This window comes from Pseudomonas baetica (assembly GCF_002813455.1).
Classification (GTDB): Bacteria; Pseudomonadota; Gammaproteobacteria; order Pseudomonadales; family Pseudomonadaceae; genus Aquipseudomonas; species Aquipseudomonas baetica.
Window position 1 is genome coordinate 3,686,895 of the sequence record NZ_PHHE01000001.1, and the last position, 14,476, is coordinate 3,701,370.

17 protein-coding genes and 1 pseudogene are annotated in these 14,476 nt (G+C 54.4%); 9 read left to right on the forward strand and 9 right to left on the reverse strand.

Features of this window, described 5'->3' with window-relative positions:
• Positions 1-23: 23 nt before the first annotated feature.
• Positions 24-275, reverse strand: coding sequence for a helix-turn-helix domain-containing protein (locus tag ATI02_RS16760; protein ID WP_100846844.1), 252 nt, complete (start codon positions 273-275; stop codon positions 24-26).
• A gap of 125 nt (positions 276-400) precedes the next feature.
• Here ATI02_RS16760 and ATI02_RS16765 point away from each other — a divergent pair, with 125 nt between their 5' ends.
• Positions 401-625, forward strand: coding sequence for a hypothetical protein (locus ATI02_RS16765; RefSeq protein WP_100846845.1), 225 nt, complete (start codon positions 401-403; stop codon positions 623-625).
• Between the two features lie 14 nt (positions 626-639).
• Positions 640-1,494, forward strand: coding sequence for an energy transducer TonB (locus ATI02_RS16770; RefSeq protein WP_157815140.1), 855 nt, complete (start codon positions 640-642; stop codon positions 1,492-1,494).
• 172 nt (positions 1,495-1,666) lie between these two features.
• Here the strand turns inward: ATI02_RS16770 and ATI02_RS16775 are convergent, their stop codons facing one another.
• The 3 genes and pseudogenes from ATI02_RS16775 to ATI02_RS16785 form a co-directional block, all read right to left on the reverse strand.
• On the reverse strand, positions 1,667-2,305 hold the full coding sequence (locus tag ATI02_RS16775) for a YagK/YfjJ domain-containing protein (RefSeq protein ID WP_157815141.1): 639 nt from the start codon (positions 2,303-2,305) through the stop codon (positions 1,667-1,669).
• Between the two features lie 351 nt (positions 2,306-2,656).
• A complete protein-coding gene (locus ATI02_RS16780) occupies positions 2,657-4,066 on the reverse strand; it encodes a hypothetical protein (protein ID WP_100846848.1) in 1,410 nt (469 codons plus the stop codon).
• A gap of 72 nt (positions 4,067-4,138) precedes the next feature.
• Positions 4,139-4,789: pseudogene (locus ATI02_RS16785) on the reverse strand (magnesium chelatase domain-containing protein); the annotation flags it as partial.
• A gap of 149 nt (positions 4,790-4,938) precedes the next feature.
• Between ATI02_RS16785 and ATI02_RS16790 the strand changes: the two are divergent.
• Positions 4,939-6,186 (forward strand): IS256 family transposase, encoded by a 1,248-nt coding sequence (locus tag ATI02_RS16790; protein WP_095191982.1) that lies wholly within the window; start codon positions 4,939-4,941, stop codon positions 6,184-6,186.
• A gap of 118 nt (positions 6,187-6,304) precedes the next feature.
• On the opposite strand, the gene ATI02_RS16795 is transcribed toward ATI02_RS16790, so the two are convergent.
• Positions 6,305-6,502, reverse strand: a complete 198-nt coding sequence (locus ATI02_RS16795) for a hypothetical protein (RefSeq protein ID WP_100846849.1) — start codon at positions 6,500-6,502, stop codon at positions 6,305-6,307.
• A gap of 204 nt (positions 6,503-6,706) precedes the next feature.
• On the opposite strand from ATI02_RS16795, the gene ATI02_RS16800 reads away from it, so the two are divergent.
• Positions 6,707-6,976 (forward strand): HigA family addiction module antitoxin, encoded by a 270-nt coding sequence (locus tag ATI02_RS16800; RefSeq protein ID WP_100846850.1) that lies wholly within the window; start codon positions 6,707-6,709, stop codon positions 6,974-6,976.
• On the opposite strand, the gene ATI02_RS16805 is transcribed toward ATI02_RS16800, so the two are convergent.
• Positions 6,971-7,498 (reverse strand): BRO-N domain-containing protein, encoded by a 528-nt coding sequence (locus ATI02_RS16805; protein WP_100846851.1) that lies wholly within the window; start codon positions 7,496-7,498, stop codon positions 6,971-6,973. The two genes, ATI02_RS16800 and ATI02_RS16805, sit on opposite strands and share 6 nt — an antisense overlap.
• Positions 7,499-7,630: 132 nt before the next feature.
• Here ATI02_RS16805 and ATI02_RS16810 point away from each other — a divergent pair, with 132 nt between their 5' ends.
• Positions 7,631-8,878 carry an IS256 family transposase gene (locus ATI02_RS16810; protein WP_095191982.1) on the forward strand — a complete coding sequence of 416 codons (1,248 nt, stop codon included), beginning with the start codon at positions 7,631-7,633 and terminating at the stop codon, positions 8,876-8,878.
• 347 nt (positions 8,879-9,225) lie between these two features.
• Here ATI02_RS16810 and ATI02_RS16815 read toward each other — a convergent pair whose 3' ends face one another.
• On the reverse strand, positions 9,226-9,486 hold the full coding sequence (locus tag ATI02_RS16815) for an accessory factor UbiK family protein (RefSeq protein WP_007920416.1): 261 nt from the start codon (positions 9,484-9,486) through the stop codon (positions 9,226-9,228).
• Between the two features lie 413 nt (positions 9,487-9,899).
• Between ATI02_RS16815 and glnK the strand changes: the two genes are divergently transcribed.
• The 4 genes from glnK to sutA all read left to right on the forward strand — a co-directional run bounded on the left by glnK (position 9,900) and on the right by sutA (position 12,681).
• Positions 9,900-10,238 (forward strand): P-II family nitrogen regulator, encoded by a 339-nt coding sequence (gene glnK, locus ATI02_RS16820; protein ID WP_002555808.1) that lies wholly within the window; start codon positions 9,900-9,902, stop codon positions 10,236-10,238.
• Positions 10,239-10,275: 37 nt separating this feature from the next.
• On the forward strand, positions 10,276-11,613 hold the full coding sequence (locus tag ATI02_RS16825; RefSeq protein ID WP_100846852.1) for an ammonium transporter: 1,338 nt from the start codon (positions 10,276-10,278) through the stop codon (positions 11,611-11,613).
• A gap of 215 nt (positions 11,614-11,828) precedes the next feature.
• Positions 11,829-12,254 carry a secondary thiamine-phosphate synthase enzyme YjbQ gene (locus ATI02_RS16830; protein ID WP_100846853.1) on the forward strand — a complete coding sequence of 142 codons (426 nt, stop codon included), beginning with the start codon at positions 11,829-11,831 and terminating at the stop codon, positions 12,252-12,254.
• A 100-nt stretch (positions 12,255-12,354) separates the two neighbouring features.
• Positions 12,355-12,681 carry a dormancy-specific transcriptional regulator SutA gene (sutA, locus tag ATI02_RS16835; RefSeq protein WP_042561721.1) on the forward strand — a complete coding sequence of 109 codons (327 nt, stop codon included), beginning with the start codon at positions 12,355-12,357 and terminating at the stop codon, positions 12,679-12,681.
• A 191-nt stretch (positions 12,682-12,872) separates the two neighbouring features.
• Here the strand turns inward: sutA and ATI02_RS16840 are convergent, their stop codons facing one another.
• Together ATI02_RS16840 and xerC are read right to left on the reverse strand one after the other, a co-directional pair.
• The gene (locus ATI02_RS16840; protein ID WP_100846854.1) at positions 12,873-13,580 is read right to left on the reverse strand and encodes an HAD family hydrolase; all 708 of its coding nucleotides are present in this window, start codon (positions 13,578-13,580) and stop codon (positions 12,873-12,875) included.
• Entirely contained in the window at positions 13,577-14,476 is a 900-nt protein-coding gene (gene xerC / locus ATI02_RS16845) for a tyrosine recombinase XerC (protein WP_007950060.1), read from the reverse strand. The genes ATI02_RS16840 and xerC overlap by 4 nt, the downstream gene beginning before the upstream one ends.

Below are 14,476 nucleotides of genomic sequence, written 5' to 3' on the forward strand. Positions count from 1 at the left end.
CTGCACGTTACGGGGTTTTTGCATCACTTTAGCTTGCGAATATCATCTGAAAATTCTTGGATCAATTCGACTAGCTCACATCGCAGCACGATGCACAGATCGTTTATCTGGATTATATCCAGTCGTCGAACCCCTCGCTCGACGTCACTCATGAACGACTGAGGTCTACCCAGTGCCCTCGAGCACTCAGCTTGCGTTAGTCCGGCTTTGACTCGGCGGGCTTTCAGCAGGGTCAAAAATACATCGTATTCACTTCGATAAATGGCCTTTGGCATGAGGGCTGTCCAGTATGAGCAGCCCTGAAACCTATATCTGATTTTCGGATATCTGAATTTCAGATATCCTGTTGATGTGCGCGCCGACTCACCCCGTCGAGCGTTTATTGACTAAGGGAATAGATATGAAGCTTTACCTTTCACTGTTTCTCGCAGCACTCTGTATGCCAGTCGCCAGTCTCGCAGGAATTTTTGCCATGGAGCTTGGATATGTCCTGAGCTTCCGCCAAGCGATTGGTGTCGGCGTTCTTGTCGGCTCTGTGATTCTTATCCTCGCCATCATCATGTTCGTGCTAAGCGTCCCATCAACCATGCAGCGTTCGCGCGCCCCATCGTGCCGCAGCAATTAAAGTCAAGGATGACGATGAAAAAGCTCTCAAAGCTTCCGTTGTTGCTGGTTGCTGCCATTGCAAGTGCATCGAGCCCGGTGATGGCAAGTCAACCAAACAACGCGAACTCAATGGCATCTAGCTTTTACAATGAACGTCTACAAGAAATGTTAACTACCACTGGCTGGCATTTTGAATCTGCTACGGATACCAAGCAGATCGCCAGAGAGTTCCGGGCGAATCAAGCAAGGGCAAAGATTCAATTCAGTAAGCCGGGCATTTACCATGGTCGGATCAGCAAAGTTGTAGTGGATGGTCTCGGCACAAATTTTATCGTTGACCAAGGTCTAGACACCGCTGTCACGGTGCTTTTGGACAAGTATCAAGCGTGGCCATGGAAAAACACCGCATCCAAAGCTGAAGTCGGTGGAGTTCAATCAGCCCTAGAGTTCGCGGCGAATTTCAATCCGAATCAGGAAATGTATTTCCAATGCCGTCGAGTGGAATTTGGATTGGGAATATACCTATCCAACTGCCTCGCCTTCCCGGCATCGATAACCGCAACTAAGCTTGCACCTGAATTGCCACGTAACATTTATGCAGCCGCAAACTTCGAAGAATTGATCAAAGCCAGAGCCTCGGAAGGTTGGGCGCATCCATTGTCGACACAAAGCAACATGTCCGTAACGTTGGAAATTTTTATCGACGTGGACGGGGCTATCGCCTCGGTCAACATTTCCAGATCAAGTGGTAATAAAGCTTACGATAATTCTGTGGTTGCAGCGATCAACAATATTGGTGCCTTACCCGAGATACAAGGTATCAACTCAAGTAATGAAAAATATCACTCATTCAAAATTTCGCTTACACCATCCGACTTGGCTTTATGATTGATACCATGGTAGATTGATGCAAGGTAGAACACCCCTCCATACATTGCTTCAGCTTAACGTCCTGGAGCCTTTCTGGGCGCAGTTAAGTTGCAGGCGCTACCATCGCACTACTAGCGAATCTAAATTCGTTCTGCGTGCTAATAGATGGCTTCCCGGGCATTCAAAAGCATTAGGCTGCCATCATTTCCTCCAGAACTGTTGATTCCTTACATTTGGCGAGTAATTTCGAAAAACCGAATCGCCGATGCGACTCGCCAGTACCAAATTGCTTATCCCGGATTTTCGCGAGATAACTCAGATGATGAAAACAGTTCGCGAAAGCGTTGTGGTCACCTCGCGTCAATCGATGCTGCTTCGTAAAGTGAACGGTACCACCTGTAAGTTCAATCCAGCGATTTTCAAGCAGCCTCCATACGCCGGAATGCCCATCACCCGAAATCAGTCCCAAATTGCGCTGCAAGGTCTGGAATGCGAAAAATAAATGGTAATGGGGCTTGCCAAATTCACCAACTTCCTTGACCCAGCCGTGAACAAATCGTTTATGGTTGCCCCATGAGTTTGAACCAAGATCAGCTTTGCATTTTTTGATGTATCGACTGAGCTTTGAATTTTCCAGCTTATTGTTGTTAACGTGCCCTTCCGGAAAATGCAGATCCAGCCGCACCACCGTAACGCGAGAATGGTATTCTTGCAGATTGGCAATTTGGGTGTACATCCGATCAAGAATTACTGGATACAGTCCGTAACCCTTGTCTTTATCGGCGTTTACTTTAATTCCTTTGAACGTATCACTGAAGCTTATTTTCATTTTCATCTTTCGTTTTAATTCCCGTTTACCTTGATTGTTTGTATGATGATCGCAATATATAAAATGTTATTCGCTGTTTCATTGGTGTTACTGATTGATATTAAAATGGTGCACGCAGCCGTATGCGCTCCAAGCATTGCTGTTGGTGGGGTTCAGAAGGGATTGCGGTCTGACAAAAGAGGTCGCGTCTTGTCGCTGTCCTCATAGAATAACGCGAGCAAGGCTGATTCTAAACATTGAAGCAAAAAATGTTCGGGTTTGATTCTGGTTCGCTGCGAGCAACATCGCCGGGAGGCGCAGTTTCAGCGGCCGGAAGGCCTGTCCTGATATGTTTATACCCTTGGAATGCGTTTACTGGGTTGTGGGTGGGATGTAGTAAAAATGATTGCTTTTTGCGTATTGCATTTGAAGGATACTAGAGGGCTTTTGTAAGTCATAAGCCATTCGGGTAAGCAGTCCGCCACCAAGATATCCTATACCAAACTCATCCCCCATTGACATTGTTAACGCCTTACCCTTTATATGGATATTCTCAACATCAACTCTTCTAGGGGGTGTAGTTAAGGTTATCATGCTAGGGTATATGCTGTTTGATAGGTCTAAAAATTTTTCAATATCCAAGCAGGCGACCATGATGATATCGCCTTTGAATATTTCGATCACAAACTCTGTCGGCATGTCTAGAGAGACAAGGGGTCTTGAAAGTGCGTCGTGAAAGCTGTCAGTTAGATTGTAAATTTTTGACTTGCATTCAATCATGGACATCCATGAGTTAAAGCCAACGTATGCCATTTCAAGGGTTTTGTACATTCCTACGTATAAGCAGTTATCGATTACTGTTATCGCATAATTTCCGTTTTCTTCAAGTCTTTTGCGACAGTCCATCAACTCATTGATGTAGAACGTTGGTGTTACTTTGGTTTCTTCGATCTTGAGGTTTAATCCTGTGAGCGAATCTTTTCCTAAGTTGCTACGCAAAGTGCTAGATAGGTTGTTGTTTCGTTCGATTTGATTTTTTGTTCGTTTCAGTTGTTGTTTGTCTTTGTTGTCAAAGTCGCGTGTTAAGATTTCGTTCGCAATCGCGCAGTTTAAGTTTTGTGCGATTTGTGCGGTTCGTGTAATTGATGTTCCTTTTTTACCACTCTTTAACTCAATAAAAACTACGCCCGAAGGTGATCGTTTAACAATGTCGCCATGATGAACAAATGTTGTGATATCACTCAATATAGCTATTGTTAAAGGGCATTCATTATATTCATCGATGGTGGGTCTAGCATCCTCTATATTTTTGATTGAAAGGTTATCGCCGGTGTTTTTAATCGGAAGTCTGCGTATCGTAGAGTGCTCGTTGTCCAGTATGCCCCAAACAATAGAATCGACGAATCTTCTAAAGATCAAGTTTTCTAACTTAAGTTTGCTTATTGTTTTTACTGTGTCTGCTTTTTCTGTCGGAAGGCGCATTTGATGTAAGCGAATTTTTTCTTTTTCTAATGCTTCAATTTCTCTTAAGTTGTGAATGAGCTTTTCGATTATTAAGTTTTGTGCAAGCTTCCAGCCGTCGTGCACCGCGCCTAAGAATCTTATATTGTTTGATTTGTCATCTTTTGAAGGTTTTACCTTGTAAATCCCATGTCCTCTGATCAAATGAATAAGCTTTACAGCCAACTCTCTTGAATCATCCCCGATGATAAGACCTAGACGGAAAAAGCGTTCAATACCAAGAGGCTGTTTATCACCTTTATTTTGTGTGCCCGTGCCCATACTGGTTCCCCTCCGAATGTTCGGTCAGCGTAGCAGAATGAATCAGGTGAACGACTGTGGTGTATTGTTGCACGACATCAGCAGGTTGTGCGCGCCTGCCGCCGCAATCAGCAAAGCGCGTTTGGCTGCCATTTGCCCTTGCACTTCGTTGAGGTCGGGATAGGGTCTGGCGGCATGGATCAAACCATCCGACACGTAGGGTTCCACTGGCGTATGCCCATTGAAATGCGCCACTGCTTCCAGCAGATGATCCACCGCAAACACCTTCAACCCTGAAGCCAGACACGCCTCCTCGGCATTCGCCCGAGGCACCACCAGCGCACGCCCGGCCTTGCGCGCCGCCAGTGCCGCCGGCAACACCCCGCGCACCGGCCGCACGGCACCGGACAACGCCAGCTCACCTAGGCATTCCACCTCATCCAGCGTCAGACACGGCACCTGCACACTCGCCGACAGAATCCCCAAGGCAATCGCCAGATCAAACCGCCCGCCATCCTTGGGCAGATCCGCCGGCGCCAGATTCAAAGTGATCCGCCGCGCCGGAAACTGCAGCCCGGAATTGATGATCGCACTGCGCACCCGATCCTTGCTCTCTTTCACCGCCGCCTCGGGCAGACCGACCATAGTCAGCGAAGGCAGGCCGTTGGCCAGATGGACTTCGACAGTAACGGCGGGAGCATCCACGCCAATCTGGGCGCGACTGTGGACGATGGAGAGAGACATGGTCGTTCCTTGAGCTGAATCGGGGAGCCGCTTCCTGCGGGTTTTTTAAGGGTAGTTGGGAGAACGAATGCAGGTGACACGGACGCGAGGGTAAACCGGGGGTGTCAGAAATTTTGTGTTCGGGCATAACATGAGTAAGAGGTGCATGTATGCCAACCAAAAAGAAACCCCTGCGTGACCTACCAAAAATCCCCAAGGAGCTGCTCGAAGAGTTCGGTGAGGGGCTGATTACCGCAGAGGCTATTGAAGACGCTTCTGCGGCCTTCAAGAAGGCCTTGATTGAGCGAGCATTGAGTGCCGAGCTCGGTCACCACCTGGGGTATCCGCCGGGCGCGCAGCGCCCAGAGGATGAAACCAACCAGCGCAATGGCAAAACGGGCAAGACGATTTTGACGGGGGATGGCCCGCTGCGGCTGGAGATTCCCCGTGATCGGGATGGCAGTTTTGCCCCCATTCTGATCCCCAAGCATGAGCGGCGTTACACCGGTTTTGATGACAAGATCATCGCCATGTATGCCCGAGGCATGACCGTTCGAGAAATCCGCGCTTTCCTCTCTGAGCAATACGGGACGGACGTTTCCCATGACTTCATCAGCTCAGTCACGCACGAGGTGATGGAGGAAATTGGTGCGTGGCAACAGCGACCGCTTGAGCCGATGTACCCAGTCATTTTCTTCGATGCGCTGCGGGTCAAGATCCGAGAAGAAGGCCTTGTCCGCAACAAGGCGATTTACTTGGCGCTGGGTGTTTTACCCGATGGAACGCGCGATATTCTTGGTATCTGGATCGAAAACACCGAGGGTGCGAAGTTCTGGATGAAGGTCTTCAACGACCTCAAGACCCGCGGCGTAGAGGACGTGCTGATCGCCGTGACTGACGGTCTCAAAGGCATGCCAGAGGCGCTAAGCGCAGTATTTCCGGCAACAACGCTGCAAACATGCATCGTCCACTTGATCCGCAACAGCCTCGATTACGCGGCGTGGGACAAGCGCCGTGAGCTGGCCAAGGCGCTAAAACCGATCTATCAAGCCATCAACGCAGAAGCGGCTGAGGAAGCACTGGATGCCTTTGAAAATGGCCCTTGGGGTAAGCAATACCCAACGGTGGTGGCGGCCTGGAGACGAGCCTGGGATCGAGTGATTCCATTTTTTGTCTTCCCGCCTGCCATTCGAAAAGTGATCTATACGACCAACGCTATCGAAAGCATCAACGCTCAGCTACGCAAGATCATCAAGACCCGGGGCCACTTCCCGACGGATGACGCAGCGACCAAGCTGATCTGGCTTGGGCTGCGTAACATCACGGCAAACTGGGGCTCGGCGGCTCATGACTGGAAGAGTGCGATGAACCAATTTGCGATTCTGTACGGAGATCGATTTATCAGGCCGACCTGGTAAAACCCGGCCTGCCTGACGGCAGGCCATTACCGGCCCGCACACAAAAAATCTGACACTCTCGGTAAACCTTCACTGGATGTTGCCAAGGTGCCCTCCCAAGTTCAGTAGAGGCGCCACATTAGTTTTCTTGTTTGGGATTTTTTATTTGGCTTCCTCCCCCGGCCAGCCAACCATCCGGTTCGAGTTCTTTGCCGTACTTGGCCGCTACCTCAATAAAACGACGCTGATTGGCTGAAATACCTCCGGCTAACCGAAGTGCTTCAGCGTGATATCCAACAATCTGTTCTAGCTTTGCCCTTCTCTTTTTGTCTTTCATTGAGGCCTCGTTTTTTGGGTGACAGATGCTTGGTTGGCCACCGTAGTACAAGGAGGAAGAGTCGCCTAATCAGGCGCAGACGCTGATTTTTGTAGGGCCATGCCCTAATGGTTGTAGGACGCCGGCGAAAGGGTTTCGACGGTCTTGTATCGCGGAGTCGGATGCTCCAGTTTGCCCGCTCAATGCAGTCTCTGAAGACGAGAAATGAACCGCAATGGTATGCGCCCGATTCATCCGGGCGAGGTTCTGAATAAGGAATTCATGGAGCCGTTGGGCATGACTGTCATGGATCTGGCCATGCCCATGAACTGGCCGGAAAGTGAGATCGAAAAGCTTGTGAAGTGCCAGCTGAGGATCTGCGCAGATCTGGCAATCAGACTTGCTGTTCATCTCAAGACTACGCCTGAGTTCTGGATGAATCTTCAGTCGACTTATGATTTGCGCAGGGCCCAGCTCAGGCAGGCGGGCTTATAGCGACTGCAGCATCCGCGAAGCTCTTTTCCACCAAGGCCCCGTTATTGGGCGCTTTGGCTCTTCACGTTCCACCACCATCAACGGCACATCCTGCAACCGTATCCACGGCTGGTTATTCCAGTGCAATAAACTCAACGTCATGTCCGGCCAATTGAGCAGGCTCAGGTGTGGGCGTTCGGTTGTGGTGGGGTGTTGGGCGTCGCGCAGGGTGGGGATGACTTGGTGGGTGAGCCATTCGCGCAGGGCTCGGTATTCGGGGCAGTAGTGGTAGACGAGGAGGGCATAGATGCCGGATTCGCTGATCAGCAGGGTGTTTTCGATCTGGTTGTGGATGAGGGTTTTGCGGGTTTGGTATTGGTCTGAGTCGAGTTTTCGCAGCATGCGTTCGTTGAGGTAGATGTGCAGCAGGCGACTCAGGTCTCGGGCGCAGAACCAGGGTTGGTTCTGGATCAGGAGGGCGTGGAGGGGGAGTTTGTGGCGGGTGAAGATGTGCGGGGTCAGATAAGTCTCTTCTTGATTCATTGAGCAGTTCCTCTTGCTTAAGGGGCTGCCCTCAATCGTCGCCAAACGATTGGGTGGCAGTTGTACGCGGGTTGGCGAACGGGGGTGTCAGAAATTTTGTGTTCGGGCATAACATGAGTAAGAGGTGCATGTATGCCAACCAAAAAGAAACCCCTGCGTGACCTACCAAAAATCCCCAAGGAGCTGCTCGAAGAGTTCGGTGAGGGGCTGATTACCGCAGAGGCTATTGAAGACGCTTCTGCGGCCTTCAAGAAGGCCTTGATTGAGCGAGCATTGAGTGCCGAGCTCGGTCACCACCTGGGGTATCCGCCGGGCGCGCAGCGCCCAGAGGATGAAACCAACCAGCGCAATGGCAAAACGGGCAAGACGATTTTGACGGGGGATGGCCCGCTGCGGCTGGAGATTCCCCGTGATCGGGATGGCAGTTTTGCCCCCATTCTGATCCCCAAGCATGAGCGGCGTTACACCGGTTTTGATGACAAGATCATCGCCATGTATGCCCGAGGCATGACCGTTCGAGAAATCCGCGCTTTCCTCTCTGAGCAATACGGGACGGACGTTTCCCATGACTTCATCAGCTCAGTCACGCACGAGGTGATGGAGGAAATTGGTGCGTGGCAACAGCGACCGCTTGAGCCGATGTACCCAGTCATTTTCTTCGATGCGCTGCGGGTCAAGATCCGAGAAGAAGGCCTTGTCCGCAACAAGGCGATTTACTTGGCGCTGGGTGTTTTACCCGATGGAACGCGCGATATTCTTGGTATCTGGATCGAAAACACCGAGGGTGCGAAGTTCTGGATGAAGGTCTTCAACGACCTCAAGACCCGCGGCGTAGAGGACGTGCTGATCGCCGTGACTGACGGTCTCAAAGGCATGCCAGAGGCGCTAAGCGCAGTATTTCCGGCAACAACGCTGCAAACATGCATCGTCCACTTGATCCGCAACAGCCTCGATTACGCGGCGTGGGACAAGCGCCGTGAGCTGGCCAAGGCGCTAAAACCGATCTATCAAGCCATCAACGCAGAAGCGGCTGAGGAAGCACTGGATGCCTTTGAAAATGGCCCTTGGGGTAAGCAATACCCAACGGTGGTGGCGGCCTGGAGACGAGCCTGGGATCGAGTGATTCCATTTTTTGTCTTCCCGCCTGCCATTCGAAAAGTGATCTATACGACCAACGCTATCGAAAGCATCAACGCTCAGCTACGCAAGATCATCAAGACCCGGGGCCACTTCCCGACGGATGACGCAGCGACCAAGCTGATCTGGCTTGGGCTGCGTAACATCACGGCAAACTGGGGCTCGGCGGCTCATGACTGGAAGAGTGCGATGAACCAATTTGCGATTCTGTACGGAGATCGATTTATCAGGCCGACCTGGTAAAACCCGGCCTGCCTGACGGCAGGCCATTACCGGCCCGCACACAAAAAATCTGACACTCTCTGGCGAACCGGAGCAAAAGGAACCCGGCAGACCCGAAGGCCTCCCACGCACAACCGCCATGAAACGATGTGGCGGTAAATGTAGCCGCCATCATGGTTGTCGTGCGCCTTAAGCTGCTCGGGTCGCCAAACCCGGTGCTGAACATTCAGCATCGGGTGAGCTTAGAAACCTGGACTTTTCGGCGCAATCGGACGGCGGTGGTGCAGGTTGTAGGACGTTGCCGGGATGGTTGAAGGGCTGGAGATCAAAAGATCGCAGCCTTCGGCAGCTCCTACAGGGGGGGCGGATTATTCAGCGGGCGGTGTCAGCTTTGCTTCCATCTCGGCCACTTTCGCTTCGAGGCTTTCGAGGCGAGCGCGAGTGCGGGCCAGCACGACCATCTGACTATCGAACTCTTCACGGCTGACCAGATCGAGTTTGCTGAAGGCGCTCTGCAGCAGCATCTTGAACTGGCTTTCGATTTCGGCTTTCGGCAGCGGGGTGTCGCCGCTGAACAGGCGGGAGGCGGTGCCGCTCAGGGCGTCGAGGAAGTCTTTGGGCGCGAGCATGGGAAGTGTCCTGTAAACAATGGCCGGCAGTGTATCACGCAGTGTCTATAGTCAATCTCGCAGGCAGGGATGCACGCTTTTCGCGCAGGCGGACGGACGGCGACGCACCGTTGTTGTGCGTATCCGCGACGCCTTTTGCACGGGAGCGCCTGCGGCAGCGGCCAAGGGATTGAAATCAGTGGGTTTTGGCGAGATGGCAAGGTTTCTGCTTAGTCACCTGTGACCCATGCACTGATGCAGTCGCTGTGACGAATGCAGTGCGGCAGGCGGAACGGGGAGTTTCGTCTGATGCGGTTAGCTGGCGTCAGTCGGGCGGTCAAGGCCGACGATGCGTTACAAAGCCAGGCACTGCGCTTAGACTTGAGTCGGGTTTGTTTTCCTGGGGCAAGTCCACCAATTCGGGAGAGAGTTTCATGAAGCTAGTCACTGCCATCATCAAGCCGTTCAAGTTGGACGACGTGCGCGAGTCGCTGTCCGAAATCGGCGTGCAGGGCATTACCGTTACTGAAGTCAAAGGCTTCGGCCGGCAGAAGGGTCACACCGAGCTGTATCGCGGCGCGGAATATGTGGTCGATTTTCTGCCCAAGGTGAAAATCGACGTGGCCATCGACGACAAGGATCTGGATCGGGTGATCGAGGCGATCACCAAGGCGGCCAACACCGGCAAGATCGGTGACGGCAAGATCTTCGTGGTCAATCTGGAACAGGCGATTCGCATCCGTACCGGCGAAACCGATACCGACGCGATTTAACGCCGCCACAAACCCCAACGCCCCAGGAGAAAACAATATGACTCTGCGTAAATTCGCAGGGCTAGGAGCCCTGTTGTCCATCGTAATGCCAAGCCTTGCAATGGCGGCAGACGAAGTGGCGGCCCCAGTCCTCAATTCCGGCGACACTGCCTGGATGCTCACCTCGACAGCCCTCGTGCTGTTCATGACCATCCCGGGCCTGGCGCTGTTCTACGGCGGCATGGTTCGCTCGAAAAACATTCTTTCCGTGATGATGCAGTGCTTCGCCATTACCGGTCTGATCAGCATCCTGTGGGTCATTTATGGCTACAGCATTGCGTTCGACACCACCGGCATGGAGCAGGGCGTCGTCAACTTCAACTCGTTCTTCGGCGGCATGGGCAAGGCGTTCCTCGCCGGTGTCACGCCTTCGAGCGTGACTGGCCCGGCCGCGTTGTTCCCTGAGGCGGTGTTCATCACCTTCCAGATGACCTTCGCGATCATCACCCCGGCGCTGATCGTCGGTGCGTTCGCCGAGCGGATGAAGTTCTCCGCGATGCTGATCTTCATGGGCATCTGGTTCACCCTGGTTTACGCACCGATTGCGCACATGGTCTGGTCCGGCAACGGCGGCCTGATGTGGGACTGGGGCGTGCTCGACTTCGCGGGCGGCACCGTGGTGCACATCAACGCCGGTGTGGCCGGTCTGATTGCCTGCCTGGTATTGGGCAAGCGCAAAGGCTTCCCGACCACCCCGATGGCCCCGCACAACCTCGGCTATACCCTGATGGGCGCGGCGATGCTGTGGGTCGGCTGGTTCGGCTTCAACGCTGGCTCCGCTGCGGCGGCCAACGGCACTGCCGGTATGGCGATGCTGGTCACTCAGATTGCTACTGCCGCCGCCGCGCTGGGCTGGATGTTCGCGGAGTGGGTCACCCACGGCAAACCAAGCGCTCTGGGCATCGCCTCGGGTGTGGTTGCCGGTCTGGTGGCGATCACTCCGGCTGCCGGTACCGTGGGCCCGATGGGCGCACTGGTGATCGGTCTGGCGGCGGGCGTGGTGTGCTTCTTCTGCGCCACCACCCTGAAACGCAAACTCGGTTATGACGACTCCCTCGACGCATTTGGCGTACACGGTATCGGCGGTATCCTCGGCGCAATCCTCACCGGTGTGTTCGCTGCACCTGCTTTGGGTGGTTTCGGCACCGTTACCGATATCGGCGCGCAAGTCTGGATTCAGGTCAAAGGCGTTGGCTTCACGGTGATCTACACCGCGATCGTCACCTTCATCATCCTCAAGGTTCTGGACGCCGTCATGGGTCTGCGTGTAACCGAGGAAGAAGAGTCGGTGGGCCTGGATCTGGCACAACACAACGAACGCGGCTACAACCTGTAAGTACGCGCACTAAAAAACTTGCCCGGTTCGCCGGGCATTTTTTTGTCTGGAATTTGTCATTCAAGACACTGCTGAAAGGATTTTTCGTACGCCTTTAGTCGCGTTTACGACGGGTGTTTTTCTGCGGGCAATGGCTTACATCATTGCAGGAATATTAGGGCCTTTGTTTTTTCCCAGAGCGCGCTAGAATGCGCCCCGAACGTGCGGAGAACTGTATGTGGCAACAGACTCTGATAACCCTGCGGGCAAGGCCCCGGGGCTTTCATCTGGTAACGGACGAGTTACTCGCCGGCCTGCCTGAACTCAAGGCATGTCGGGTCGGTCTGTTGCATTTGTGGCTGCAGCACACCTCGGCATCGTTGACCATCAACGAGAACGCCGATCCGGCGGTCCGTCGCGACTTCGAACGATTTTTCAATCGTCTGATCCCACAAGGAGCAGACGGCTATGAGCATAACGACGAAGGCCTGGACGACCTCCCGGCGCACTTCAAGGCCAGCGTGCTTGGCTGCCAGATCAGTCTGCCGGTTTCGGCAGGTCGATTGGCACTGGGTACCTGGCAAGGTGTTTATCTGGGCGAGCACCGTGATCACGGCGGTGCTCGTAAAGTCCTCGCCACCTTGCACGGTGAAGGGGCATAGCCGCTGGTCAGCAGCGGCGAACGATTTTTTAACGGCGACTTCGACAGTTGCCAAAGCTGGTCTATAACTAATCTGCTTTTCGCAAGTCATGAGGTAGAACATGAGCGACGATGATCTGGAAAACGACGACCTCGAAGTAGGCGACGAAGACGAGGCCGAGGAAGGCCTGGAAGCAGCAGCGGAAGACGTTGCTGACGACGATGGCGGCGAAGATACGCCGGCCCCGGCTGCCAAAGGCAAAGCCAAGGCTGCGGTGTCGGTAGACGATTTGCCGAGCATTGAAGCCAAGAACAAGGAGCGCGACGCCCTGGCCAAGGCCATGGAAGAGTTCCTGTCGCGCGGCGGCAAGGTGCAGGAAGTGGAGGCCAATGTGGTCGCCGATCCGCCCAAGAAGCCGGACAACAAGTACGGCAGCCGCCCTATCTGAGGCGTGCCGCTTGCTTGCTGAAAAAGCCCGCCGTCGCTGCGGGCTTTTTCATGTCTGAAATAAAGCAACTGAAGTAAATGCAATTCCCTTGTGGGAGCGAGCCTGCTCGCGAAAGCGGTGGGTCAGTCAACATCAGTATTGAATGACAGAATGCCTTCGCGAGCAGGCTCGCTCCCACAGGGGGTAGTAGATCAGTTCGAGGGGGCATTCCAGCGTGCGAGCACCGCTGGCAGGTCGCTCAGGCTGCGGATTTCGGCATCCGGTAGGCGATCCGCCTCCCAGACCTTGCCCGCCGGGTTGAACCAGATCGCCCGCATACCCGCTTGCTGCGCCCCGGCAATGTCATCGCCCGGATGATCACCGATGTGTACGGCGGTTTCGGCCGTGGCGCCACCGCGCTGCAAGGCTTCGTGGAACAACCGGGCATCCGGTTTGGCGATGCCGATATCTTCCGCGCACAACGCAAACTTGAAGTAGTCCGCCAGGCCCAATCGACGCACATCGGCATTGCCATTGGTGACTACGCCAAGCGAGTAGTGATTGGCAAGAGTCTCCAGCACCGGCTCGACTTCAGGGAACACTTCGATCTGATGCCGCGCATGCAGAAACACTTCAAAGCTCTTGTCCGCCAGTTCCGACGCCTCGTCATGGCTGTAACCAGCCTCTTCCAGCGCATGGAACAACACCCGCCGACGCAACGCGCTGATGCGGTGCTTGAGGCCCGGCTCATTGGCCAGCACTCGCTCGCGGATTCCCCACAAATGCTCGACCGGCACTGCGCCCAGATTCGGTGCATGTTCGCTCAGCCATTCACGCAAAATCGCTTCGGCGCTGACGATGACCGGGGCGGTGTCCCACAGGGTGTCGTCGAGGTCGAAGGTGATCAACTGGATGCTCATGAATCGTCGCCTTTCATGCGTTTGGCCCGTGGGTGGGCGCTGTCGTAGACCGCCGCCAGGTGCTGGAAGTCCAGGTGGGTGTAGATCTGCGTGGTCTTGATGTCCGAGTGGCCGAGCAATTCCTGCACGGCACGCAGGTCTTGCGAGGACTCCAGCAAGTGGCTGGCGAAGGAGTGGCGCAGCATGTGCGGGTGCAGGTTCTGCCCCAGTTCACGCTCACCGGCCAGTTTGACCCTTACCTGAATCGCCCGTGGCCCGAGACGCCGACCTTGCTGGCTGACGAATACGGCGTCGTCCGCCGGGTTGGTCATGGCCCGCAGCGGCAGCCACTGTTCAAGGGCTTCGCGGGCTTTTTTGCCGACCGGCAGCAGGCGGGTCTTGCTGCCCTTGCCGAGCACCTGCACCATGCCGTCGGCCAGATCGAGCTGATCGAGATTGAGTCCGGTCAGCTCCGACAAGCGCAGGCCGGAGGAGTAGAACAACTCCAGAATCGCCTGATCACGCCGCGCCAGAAAGTCATCCTCGACCGCACCTTCAAGCAGTTGCAGTGCGCGGTCGGTATCAAGGGTTTTCGGCAGGCGCCGTTCGCCTTTCGGTGGTGCCAGCCCGGTGGCCGGATCGTGATCGCAGAGGCCTTCGCGATTGAGATAGTGATAGAGCCCGCGCACTGCCGAGAGCAACCGGGCGAGGCTGCGCGAGGACTGGCCCTGAGCATGCAGGCGGGCGATCAGGCTGCGCAGGCGCTGGATGTCCAGCGCGGCCCAACTGCCAATGTTCTGTTTGACGCACCAGCCGAGCACTTTATCGAGGTCGCGGCGGTAGGCCGACAGCGTGTGCGGCGACACCTGTCGCTCACTGCGCAAGTGTTCGCAGTAAGCGTCCAGTTGTCGTTCCAT